The following is an 11,280-nucleotide window of genomic DNA, read 5'->3' as shown; positions in this document are numbered from 1 at the left end:
GGGTGGTGAGGGCCGCCAGCCGGGACTGCCGGGCCGTGAGGTCGCGCAGGGCGGCCAGCTCCTCGTCGCGCTGACGGAGGGCATCCGTCACCAGGCCCACGAAGGCGGCGATGAGCGCGGCGGCGATGGCGAAGGCCACCCACATGCCCACCAGGTGGAGCGAGATGCCGCCGCCCCCGCCGTGGTCCATGTGGGCCAGGGAATGCACGTGCACGTTGTAGAAGAAGAGCAGGCCGAAGCCCGAGATGGAGAGGGCCCCCAGGGCCCAGGCCCAGAGGCCGCGCATGACCACGGCCGCCAGGGTGACATGGACCAGGTAGATGGCCGTGAAGGGATTGGCGGCCCCGCCGCTGCCGTAGAGCAGGCCCGTCAGCAGGAGCACGTCCAGGCCCAGCACCAGGCCAGGCAGGGCTGGCCGCACGGGCTCCGGCTTCCGGAGGCGCCACATCAGCGCCACGTTGCTCAGAGCCCCGAAGGCGACCAGCGCCAGCAGGGGCGTGGAGTGGAGTTCCTCGGGCAGCAGGCGCTCTGCCACCAGGATCGCCGCGGTCTGGGCGATCGCGGTGATCCAGCGCAGGCGGAGCAGCCAGGTGAGGGAGATGCCGAAGCCGGGATGGGACATGGTGGAGCCATTATCCACGGGATCTCCCACGGGGCGGCTAGCGGCCGAAGGTCAGGGAGGCCTTCAGCCACAGGGTGCGCCCGGGCTCGTTGACGCGGACGGACTGCACCAGATAACCCGGGATCATGCTGGTGCTCTTGCTGATGTGCTCAGCGTAGGTTCGATTGAACAGGTTGTCTACGCCGCCTGTGACCAGCCAGCCCTTGGCGGGCTTCCAGCCGGCGTTGAGGGAGAGGATGGCGAAGCCGGCCGTGGCACCGATATCCTGGCCCACGATGTTGCCTTGATTCACGGCGTAGCGGTCCTGCCGCTCAACCCCGCGCACCAGCAGGCCTGTGGACCAGGCCCCGCCTTCGTAGCCCAGGCCTAGCCGGGCCTCGAGGGGCGGGATCTGGGCAAGGGCCCGGTCGTCGGTGTCGTTTTCGCCCCGCGTGTAGGCCAGGCTCGCATCCACTTTCAAGAAGCCGGCAAGCTTGGTGCCCATGGCCACCTCACCTCCCCAGGTGGTGGCATCCACATTGCGAGACACCGTCGCCATCCGCGTTCCAGACATCAATGGCTTCACCACGTTCGACTGGATGAGGATGAAGTCCTTCACCTTGCCGTAGAAGAAGGACACCGAGGTCTGGACCGGCCCGGTCTGTTTCATCCAGCCCAGATCCAGCTGGGTGGTCTTCTCGGCCCTGGTGTCGAAGGCACTGGCGGTAGTGAGGCTCTCCTTGCTGATGGCCTCCCAGTAGTCGGGGAAGCGCTCCGCGTGGCCCACCCCGGCATAGAAGGTGGAACCTGCAAACGCTTCCCGTTCATAGCGCAGGAAGCCGCTGCTGAGGGTCTCGTTGCGCTCATGGTTGAAGGTCGGGTTGGCCACGTTGGCCATCATGCTGATGGCGACCACGGCGCGGGGGTCCTCGGCATGCCAGCGATCCGCGCGCAGTCCGGCCACTAGGCGATCCTTCCCCGTGAAGGGGTGCTCCACTTCCGCGAAGAGGGCCGAGTTCTTGAAGCGGCCATCGTCGTTCCGGACCATGTTCTCCACAGGCATGGTCCACTCGTTGGCGGTCTTGCGGATGGTGTGGTCGTTGGCCTGAGTGTCCAGGCCCAGGGTCAACTTCGTGGCTTCCGCCAGCCGCAACCCCATGGCAAGACGTCCGCCCCGGGTCAGACGGTCCGGACTGTTCACCATGGGGCCGGGCATCATCATCGTTGGGGTAAAAGTGCGCAGGGTGTAGTTGTCCATGACATGGTCCACGTAGTTCCGGTAGACCTGGAACTCCACCTTCTCGATGCGATCGGTCAGCTGGCGCCATTCGCCCCGGAAGCCTAAGTTCTCGCGGAGAAATTTTGCGCCATCCATGGTGCGGTCGGCGTAAGCGGCTTCGCCGTTGCTGCGGGTGCCGGATAGTTCCAGGCGGGTGTCGTCGCTTGGCGTCCAGCCGAAAGCGGCATTGGCGCTCCAGCGGGTGTAGCGGGCGTGGATGGTGGTGCCCTTCCCGTCCTCGTAGTCATCCGAGTGGGACCGGGTTCCGATGCCCCGAACGTAGAAGGCCGAGGTTCCGCCCGTGGCGTCCAGCACCGCATCGTTGCGGCCGAAGCTGCCGCCCATCAGGCTGGCGACACCTCGGAAGCCGGGCTGCTGGAAGCGCTCGTTTGAGCGTTCGAAGCGCACCAGGCCAGCCGAGTTGCCGGGGCCATAGATTACTGTCTGCGGCCCCTTCACCACCGTGATCCGATCATAGGATTCGGGAAAGACGTAGGCCGTCGGGGGGTCCATCCGCATGCCGCAGCCGCCGAGGAGCTGCTCGCCATCCAGCAGGATGTTCAGCCGGGAACCGGCCATGCCTCGCAGCACGGGATCGCCGTCCGTGCCGCCCTTGCGGATCACCGAGAAGCCCGGGATGCCCTTCAGATACTCCGCGCCATCCTGGGCCGGCAGCGGCTGGCGGGGCGCCTTGGGATCCATTACGGTCACCAGGGGCTCCTTGGGCAGTGGCGCCGTGACCTCCACCACGGCGGAAGGTTCGGGCTTGGGGGCGGGCTTCTTCGCCTTGTCGTCTGCATCGGCGGCCGTCAGGGGCAACGCACAGACGAGAGAGAGACGGATGCAGAGGGGGGTCAGGCGCATGGGATGGCCTCCAGGGGAACCATGAGGGGAGAACCCTAGCGGGCCTCCCGGGGACACGGGCAATCCAGATGACCTTAGCGGGTTCTATACGCCTTCCCCTGCGTCAAGATGTCGCAGGCCCCTGTCGGGGCAGTGCAGGCACCCGAACCACTGGCGTCATCCCGGTCAGAGCCTCCAGGAAGGCCTTGAGGTCACGCTTCTCCCCGGGTGTCAGTCCCAGAGGGCGGATCCTCGGATCCAGGTTCCCATTGGGCTCCCCGCCCCGGTCGTAGAAATCGATGACCTCCTCTAGGGACGCGGCCGAGCCATCGTGGAAGTAGGGCCAGGTAAGGGCCACGTTGCGCAGGCCCGGGGTCTTGAAGCGACCCCGGTCCTCGGGATCGCCGGTGACCGCCTCCCGGCCCGGGTCCGGATTTGGGCGACCCATCCCCACGCCCAGGTTGGCGAAGCCCTGGTTGGAAAGGGCCGGGCCGTTATGGCAGCGGAAGCAGCGCGCCTTCCCCTCGAACAGGTCCAGGCCCCGCCGGGCGGCTTCAGACAGGGCCCTCCGCTCGCCCCGCTGGAAACGGTCATAGGGCGAGGGGCCCGACATGAGGGTGCGTTCGAAGGCCGCCAGGGCCTGGGCCACACCGGCCTGGGTGACGCCGCTCCGGAACACGGCGCGGAACTGGGCTCGATACTCAGGAATGGCTTTCAGCTTGGCCAGGACTCCCGCGACCGTCTCCCCCATTTCCAGTGGATTCAGGATGGGGCCCCAGGCCTGGGCCTCCAGCGAAGCCGCCCGGCCATCCCAGAACTGGTACTCCATGCGGGCAGCATCCAGCACCGTGCCGGAATTCCGGGCCCCAACCCGACCCAGGACGCCCGTGTCCGTGCGGTCATGGTTCGCCCAGGCCTTGGTCGGGTCGTGGCAGCTGGCGCAGCTGCGAGTGCCGTCGAGAGAAAGCCGGGAATCGAAGAAGAGCTGCGCTCCCAACCGGACCAGGGCGGCGCGGGACTCAGAGGGGCGGTGGGTGCGGTCCGGTGAGGCAATTCCGCCAGGACCAGAGGCCCCAAGACAGGCTGCCGTCGCGAGGCACCACCCCACGAACCGGACCGCAATGACGGGCGTTGGCCCCCCGCATGGTCCAGGGGCGCTGAAGGCGGACCGCTGAATCAAGCCTAATGCTCCGTCATCCCGGCAGACTCGGCGGGGAAGAGGCTCAGCTCGCGGCGAAAGCGCCACCCGCAAAGGAAGTCCTGGATGCCGCTGCTCACATCCAGGCCCTGGTCCGCCTGGCTCATGAGCTCCCGGAGCGACTGGGCGATCCGGTGGTTCTCCCGGCGCCGCTCTGCCAGAAGCGGGGATCGGGCTTGGCTCAGGCGCACCTCCTCGCACCGGAACAGCTGGACCAGATCGAAGGCGAAGTTGGCCAGGAACTGTCGATTCCGCTGGGTGTCGCAGGGGCGGGCGGTCCAGGAGGCGGCCTCCTGGGCGAGGCCGAGTGCGGTGGCCGAGGGGGCCCACCTGCCAACAAAGGCACCCTGAAACCCTCCACCTTGCCCTGTGGCTTCCTGGAATCCCATCTCGTCCCCCCTCTGGCTGGATGCTTCTCAACCTAAATGGCAAGCGGCCCGGCGGGAATGCGGCAAGATGTCGCAGCCCGACGGCGGCAGACCACTCCGGCCCAACGAAAACCTAACGGGTCCCCCCAGAGTCCTAACGCCGTCTTAACGGCCTCCTGGACCATGCTTGCGAAGGTCTGGTGCCCAGAACTCGCTCCCATGGGACCACCGTGGGTTTTAAAGGGAGGCGGACCGCCGTGGGGGATTGCTGTGCACATTGTCATGCCCTGGTTCTTCCCCCTAGCCAGCTTCGTCGCTTGGCTGGGAATGCGGTCCGCCCACGAGATGCGGCACGAGCGCGGGGCCGCGAACAGGAACGCGATCTGGATGCTCGTCCTGATGCTCTTCCCTCTCTTCGCCTGGCTGCTGGCCCAGTTCACGTCCCAACCCGGAGGCACTTCATGAGCCCCACCCTCCTCATCGCGTCCATGCTGGCCCTGGGCCTGCTGGGCTACCTCACCTTCGCCCTGCTGAAGCCGGAGAAATTCCAATGAGCGCGGCCTGGATCCAGAACCTCCTGTTCCTCGTCCTCCTTCTGGTCATCGCCGTCCCCCTCGGCCCCTTCATCGCCAGGGTGATGGAAGGGGAGCGCACCTTCCTCCATCCGGTGCTGGCGCCTGTGGAACGGGGCATCTATCGCCTCATGGGCGTCACGGGCCAGGAGGACATGGGCTGGAAGACCTATGCCTGGGCCATCGCCTTCTTTAACCTGCTGGGCTTCATGGCCGTCTTTGCGCTGCAGAAGACCCAGGGGGCCCTGCCCCTGAACCCCGAGGCCATGGGCAAGCTGCCTACGGACCTCGCCTTCAACACCGCCGTGAGCTTCATCACCAACACAAACTGGCAGGCCTACGGCGGCGAGAGCACCATGAGCTACCTCACCCAGATGCTGGGGCTCGCGGTGCAGAACTTCCTGTCCGCCGCCACGGCCATGGCAGTGCTGGTGGCGCTGATTCGGGGCCTGGTGCGCCGCACATCGCCCGGCATCGGCAACGCCTGGGCCGACCTGGTCCGCAGCACCCTCTACGTGCTACTACCCCTCAGTACCGTCATCGCCCTGCTGCTGATCTCCCAGGGCGCCATCCAGAACTTCGCCAGCTATGTGCGCACGGCTTCGGGCCAGGTCCTCGCCATGGGCCCCGTGGCCTCCCAGGTGGCCATCAAAATGCTGGGCACCAACGGCGGCGGCTTCTTCAATGCCAACTCCGCCCACCCCTTCGAAAGCCCGAACGCCATCAGCAACCTCATCCACATGCTGGCCATCTTCGCCATCCCCGCGGCCCTCTGCCTCACCTTCGGGAAAATGGTGAAGGATCGCCGCCAGGGCTGGGCCGTGCTGTCCGCCATGACGGTCATTTTCGTGTTGGCGCTGTCCGTCACCACCTGGGCCGAGGCCAAGGGCAATGCCGGCCTGAAGAACCTGCCCGTGGATCAGGTCGCCACTCTCCAACAGGGCGGCGGCAACATGGAGGGCAAGGAAGTCCGCTTCGGCACTGGCACCACCAGCCTGTTCGCCACCATCACCACCTCGGCCTCCTGCGGCGCCATCATCGGGTGGCACGACTCCTTCACGCCCCTGGGCGGCCTCGTGCCCCTCTGGCTCATGGAGCTGGGCGAAGTGGTCTTTGGCGGCGTGGGCTCGGGCCTCTACGGCATGCTGCTCTTCGCCCTGGTGGGTGTCTTCATCGGTGGCCTCATGGTGGGGCGCACCCCGGAATACCTGGGCAAGAAGATTGAGGCCTTCGAGATGAAGATGGCCTCCATCGCCATCCTCCTGCCTTCGGCCGCCATCCTTATCGGCACCGCGGCGGCCGTGCTGTCAACGGCGGCCACGGCCTCGGTCTCCAACCCCGGGCCCCATGGCTTCACCCAGATCCTCTACGCCTTCAGCAGCGCCTCCCAGAACAACGGCAGCGCCTTCGGCGGCCTCAGCGCCAACATCCCCTTCTACAACTACGGCCTGGCCCTGGCCATGCTGGTGGGCCGCTTCGGGGTGATCTTCCCCGTGCTGGCCATCGCCGGATCCCTGGGCCGCAAGAATTACACGCCTGAGGGACTGGGCACCCTGCCCACGCACACGCCCCTCTTCGTGGCCGTGCTGGTGGGAGTGGTCCTGCTGGTGGGCGCCCTGACCTACCTGCCCGCCCTCGCCCTCGGCCCCATCGCCGAGCAGCTGGCCCTGCGCTGAGGCTGATGATGTCCACTCCGTTCCCTCAGGCCGCCGACCCCCAGGCCTCCCCGTCCTTCCAGGATCCGCGCCAACCCTGGCTCCGGCTCCTTCTGGTCATGACGGTGCCCGTCCTACTGCTCCTCGTTGGAATCTCCCTGACCCGTTAGTTCATTCGCTCCTTTAGTGAGGCCATGCATGGTTTCCCATTCCCGGCAGGACAACGCTCGTCAGGCCCGCCCCCTCTTCGAACCCAGCATCGTGCGCCGTGCGGTGACCGACTCCTTCCGGAAGCTGAATCCCCTTCACCAGCTGCGGAACCCGGTCATGTTCACGGTGTGGATCTGCAGCGCCTTCACCACGGGCCTGTGGGTGCAGGCCCTGGCCGGGCACGGAGGCGGGCGGCCCGGCTTCATCCTGGCCATTTCCCTCTGGCTCTGGTTCACCCTGCTCTTCGCCAACTTCGCCGAGGCCATGGCCGAGGGCCGGGGCAAGGCCCAGGCGGATTCGCTGCGGAAGTCCAAGCGGGACGTGAAGGCCAAGCGGCTGAAGGGCGCCGACCGACTGGGCGCCTTTGACACGGTGGATGCCCCGGACCTGCGCATCAACGACCTGGTGCTCGTGGCCGCCGGGGAGACCATCCCGGGCGATGGCGAGGTGATCGAGGGCGTGGCCTCCGTGAACGAGAGCGCCATTACTGGGGAGAGCGCCCCCGTCATCCGTGAGAGCGGCGGCGACCGCTCCGCCGTGACGGGCGGCACGCTCGTGCTGTCCGACTGGCTGGTGATCCGCATCTCGTCGAATCCCGGCGAGAGCTTCCTCGACCGCATGATCGCCATGGTGGAGGGCGCCAAGCGCCAGAAGACGCCCAATGAGATCGCCCTGGACATCCTCCTGGCGGGCCTCACCATCATCTTCCTGCTGGCTGTGGCCACCCTGCTTCCATTCTCCATCTTCAGCGTGAAGGCTGCGGGCCAGGGCAGCCCCGTGAGCTTGACGGTCCTGGTCTCGCTGCTGGTCTGCCTCATCCCCACCACCATCGGCGGGTTGCTGAGCGCCATTGGCATCGCGGGCATGGACCGCATGATCCAGGCCAACGTCATCGCAACCTCGGGCCGAGCCGTGGAAGCCGCGGGCGACGTGGACGTGCTGCTGCTGGACAAGACAGGTACCATCACCCTGGGCAACCGGCAGGCTGTGGCCTTCCTCCCGGCCGAAGGTGTGGACATCAAGGCCCTGGCGGACGCGGCCCAGCTCTCCTCCCTGTCTGATGAGACCCCTGAGGGCCGCAGCATCGTGGTACTGGCCAAGGAGCATTACGACCTGCGCGAGCGCGACCTCCAGGCCCTGGACGCCCACTTCGTGCCCTTCACCGCCCAGACCCGCATGAGTGGCGTGAACCTCGGCGAACGCCAGATCCGCAAGGGCGCGGCTTCTGCCCTCGAGGACTACGTCCAGTCCCAGGGCGGTAAGTTCCCCGACGACCTGCGCCGCACCGTGGACCTGATCTCCATGGCCGGCGGCACGCCGCTGGTGGTGGCCGAGGGGTCCCGCGCCCTGGGCGTCATCCAGCTCAAGGACATCGTGAAGGGCGGCATCAAGGAGCGCTTCGCCGAGCTGCGAGGCATGGGCATCAAGACCGTCATGATCACCGGTGATAACCCCCTGACGGCCGCCGCCATCGCCGCCGAAGCCGGCGTGGATGACTTCCTGGCCCAGGCCACGCCCGAGGCCAAACTGAAGCTCATCCGCGAGTACCAGGCCGGCGGCCGCCTCGTGGCCATGACCGGGGACGGCACCAACGACGCGCCCGCCCTGGCCCAGGCCGACGTCGCGGTGGCCATGAACAGCGGCACCCAGGCCGCCAAGGAGGCCGGCAACATGGTGGATCTGGATTCCAATCCCACGAAGCTCATCGAAATCGTGGAGATCGGCAAGCAGATGCTCATGACCCGGGGATCCCTCACCACCTTCAGCATCGCCAACGACGTGGCCAAGTATTTCGCCATCCTGCCAGCGGCCTTCGTGGCCACCTACCCAGCCCTGGGCGCGCTCAACATCATGGGCCTGCACAGTCCTGAGAGCGCCATCCTGTCGGCCGTGATCTTCAACGCCCTGATCATCGTCGTGCTCATCCCCCTGGCTCTGCGCGGCGTGAAGTACCGGCCCGTGGGCGCGGCCAACCTGCTGCAGCGGAACCTGCTCATCTATGGAGCCGGTGGTCTGGTGGTGCCCTTCATCGGCATCAAGGTCATCGATTGGCTGCTTGTCGCCCTGCACCTGGCTGCCTAGGGAGATCCCATGAACCTGCAACTCCGCCCCGCCCTCGTCGCCTTCATCACCCTCAGCGCCATCACCGGCCTGGCCTACCCCGCGGTCATCACCGGGCTCGCCAAGGTCATCTTCCCGAAGCAGGCGGCGGGCAGCCTCATCACCGCCGAAGGCAAGGTGATCGGCTCCGAGCTCATCGGCCAGTCCTTCACCGCCCCCAAGGATTTCTGGAGTCGCCCCTCGGCCACGGTGGATGCCAACAGCAAGCCCCTACCCTACAACGGCGCCAACAGCGGCGGTTCCAACCAGGCTCCCAGCAACCCTGATTTGAAGAAGGCCGTGGAGGCGCGCATCGCCGCCCTGCGCGTCGCGGACCCCGAGTCCACCGGCCCGGTGCCTGTGGACCTCGTCACCACTTCGGCCAGCGGCCTGGATCCCCACATCAGCCCCGCCGCGGCGGCCTTCCAGGTGCATCGCGTGGCCAAGGCCCGGGGCCTGGACGAAGCCAAGGTTCGCGACCTGGTGGCCGCCCACACCCAGGGCCCCCAGTGGGGGGTGCTCGGCGAGGCCCGCGTGAACGTGCTGAAGCTGAACCTCGCCCTCGAGCAGTTGCGCTAGCCTTGCCCTGTGGATGATCGTCGGCCAGACCCGGATGCCCTGCTCCGCAAGGTGCAGGAGGAGGAGGCCCGGGAGCGCCGCGCCAAGCTGAAGGTTTTCTTCGGCGCCGCGCCCGGCGTCGGCAAGACTTACGCCATGCTGTCCGAGGCCCAGGAGCGGCGCTCCGAGGGCCTTGACGTGGTCATCGGTGTGGTGGAGACCCACGGCCGCAGTGAGACCGCCGCGCTCATCGAGGGCCTCGAGGTCCTACCCCGGCGGGAGCTGGCCTACGGGGGCCAGTTCCTGCCGGAGTTCGACCTGGATGCGGCGCTGCAGCGCCGACCCGGGTTGATCCTCATGGACGAGCTGGCCCACTCGAACGTGATGGGATCGCGCCATGCCAAGCGCTGGCAGGACGTGCTGGAGCTGCTGGACGCAGGCATCGACGTCTACACCACACTGAACGTGCAGCACCTGGAGAGCCTGAAGGATGTGGTGGCCCAGATCACGGGCGTGCTTGTCCGGGAGAACGTGCCCGATACCGTGCTGGAGCGGGCCGACGAGGTGGAGCTGGTGGACCTGCCGCCGGACGACCTGCTGCTGCGCCTGAAGGAGGGCAAGGTCTACCTGCCGGAGCAGGCCCGCCACGCCCAGGACCACTTCTTCCGCAAGGGCAACCTCCTGGCCCTGCGCGAGCTGGCCCTGCGCCACACCGCCGAGAGCGTGGACGCACAGATGCGCCGCTACATGGCCGCCGAGGGCATCCACAAGACCTGGGCGGCTGGCGACCGCCTGCTCGTCTGCGTGGGCCCCGGCGAGCTGTCGGAGCGCCTCATCCGCGGCACCCGCCGCATGGCCGGCGCCCTCGGGGCGCCCTGGCTGGCCCTCTACGTGGAGTCCCGGCAGCACCTCCGCTTCACGGACGAGGACCGCACCCGCCTGGAGGCCAACCTGCGCCTGGCTGAGAAGCTGGGGGGCGAGACGGCCGTCATCGAGGGGGCCGGCGCCTTGGTGGAGGACATCCTCACCTTCGCCCGGGACCGGAACATCACCAAGATCGTGGTGGGCAAGCCCTCCCGGCCCCGCTGGGTGGAGCTGGTGATGGGGTCCACAGTGGACGAGCTCATCCGGGCCAGCGGCACCATCGACGTCTACGTCATCAGCGGTGAGCCTGGCCGGGAACCGGCCACCCCCCTCATCCGGCGCACCATCACGAGCCCCCTGCGAAACTACCTGCTGAGCGCCCTGACCGTGGCGGCGGCCAGCACCCTGGCCAGCCTCATCTTCCGCCGCACCGAGCTGGCGGACATCGTCATGGTCTACCTCCTGGGCATCCTCATCGTCGCCACGCGCTTCGGCCGCGGGCCCTCCCTGCTGGCCTCCGTGCTCAGCGTCGCGGCCCTCGACTTCCTCTTCATACCCCCCTACTTCACCTTCGCCGTCACGGACTTCCGCCACGTGGGCACCTTCGCCGTGATGCTGCTGATGGGCGTGGTCATCGGCAACCTCACGGAGCGCATCCGCGCCCAGGCCCGGCTGGCGCGCGGCCGGGAGCAGCGCACCCATGCCCTCTACCGGCTGGGCCAGGAGCTGGCCCGCAGCTCGGGCTCCGCGGCCCTGGTGGCCTCCGCCCTCCAGAACGTGGCCACCCAGTTCCAGAGCCAGGGCGTGCTGCTGCGACCCGACGAGCATGGCCGCCTGCAGGCACCGGCCCATCCGCTGGCCATCCCCCTCAACGATCAGGAGCTGGGTGTGGCCCAGTGGGTCTTTGACCATGCGGAACCCGCGGGCCTCGGCACCCTCACGCTGCCCGGCGCCCGCGCCACCTACCTGCCCCTCAAGGGGGCGGCCGGCGCCATCGGCGTCCTGGGCCTGCTGCCCCAGGGGGCCCCGCGC

General features: G+C 67.7%; 9 protein-coding genes and 1 pseudogene. 6 read left to right on the top strand and 4 right to left on the bottom strand.

Going from position 1 to position 11,280, the window contains the following annotated elements:
- The 4 genes and pseudogenes from WAS25_RS09005 to WAS25_RS08990 form a co-directional block, all read right to left on the bottom strand.
- A pseudogene (locus WAS25_RS09005) lies at positions 1-622 on the bottom strand (sensor histidine kinase); the annotation flags it as partial.
- A gap of 37 nt (positions 623-659) precedes the next feature.
- Entirely contained in the window at positions 660-2,744 is a 2,085-nt protein-coding gene (locus WAS25_RS09000) for a TonB-dependent copper receptor (RefSeq protein ID WP_422311230.1), read from the bottom strand.
- A 103-nt stretch (positions 2,745-2,847) separates the two neighbouring features.
- Positions 2,848-3,720 carry a cytochrome-c peroxidase gene (locus WAS25_RS08995; protein WP_422311228.1) on the bottom strand — a complete coding sequence of 291 codons (873 nt, stop codon included), beginning with the start codon at positions 3,718-3,720 and terminating at the stop codon, positions 2,848-2,850.
- Positions 3,721-3,905: 185 nt separating this feature from the next.
- Positions 3,906-4,310, bottom strand: a complete 405-nt coding sequence (locus WAS25_RS08990) for a hypothetical protein (protein ID WP_422311226.1) — start codon at positions 4,308-4,310, stop codon at positions 3,906-3,908.
- A 249-nt stretch (positions 4,311-4,559) separates the two neighbouring features.
- On the opposite strand from WAS25_RS08990, the gene WAS25_RS08985 reads away from it, so the two are divergent.
- The 6 genes from WAS25_RS08985 to WAS25_RS08960 form a co-directional block, all read left to right on the top strand.
- Positions 4,560-4,754: a hypothetical protein gene (locus WAS25_RS08985; RefSeq protein ID WP_422311224.1), complete on the top strand. Its 195-nt coding sequence runs from the start codon at positions 4,560-4,562 to the stop codon at positions 4,752-4,754.
- Entirely contained in the window at positions 4,751-4,843 is a 93-nt protein-coding gene (gene kdpF / locus WAS25_RS08980; protein ID WP_422311222.1) for a K(+)-transporting ATPase subunit F, read from the top strand. Before WAS25_RS08985 ends, kdpF begins: the two co-directional genes overlap by 4 nt.
- Positions 4,840-6,537, top strand: coding sequence for a potassium-transporting ATPase subunit KdpA (kdpA, locus tag WAS25_RS08975; protein ID WP_422311220.1), 1,698 nt, complete (start codon positions 4,840-4,842; stop codon positions 6,535-6,537). Before kdpF ends, kdpA begins: the two co-directional genes overlap by 4 nt.
- 177 nt (positions 6,538-6,714) lie before the next feature.
- Positions 6,715-8,808 carry a potassium-transporting ATPase subunit KdpB gene (gene kdpB, locus WAS25_RS08970; protein ID WP_422311218.1) on the top strand — a complete coding sequence of 698 codons (2,094 nt, stop codon included), beginning with the start codon at positions 6,715-6,717 and terminating at the stop codon, positions 8,806-8,808.
- Positions 8,809-8,817: 9 nt separating this feature from the next.
- Positions 8,818-9,405 carry a potassium-transporting ATPase subunit KdpC gene (gene kdpC / locus WAS25_RS08965; RefSeq protein WP_422311216.1) on the top strand — a complete coding sequence of 196 codons (588 nt, stop codon included), beginning with the start codon at positions 8,818-8,820 and terminating at the stop codon, positions 9,403-9,405.
- A gap of 9 nt (positions 9,406-9,414) precedes the next feature.
- Positions 9,415-11,280: DUF4118 domain-containing protein (locus WAS25_RS08960; RefSeq protein ID WP_422311214.1), on the top strand; the 1,866-nt coding region annotated here is incomplete at its 3' end.

It is taken from the genome of Geothrix sp. (assembly GCF_049292215.1).
GTDB lineage: Bacteria > Acidobacteriota > Holophagae > Holophagales > Holophagaceae > Geothrix.
The sequence above is the reverse complement of the archived record's forward strand: the minus strand, read 5'-3'. Positions and strand labels throughout refer to the sequence as shown.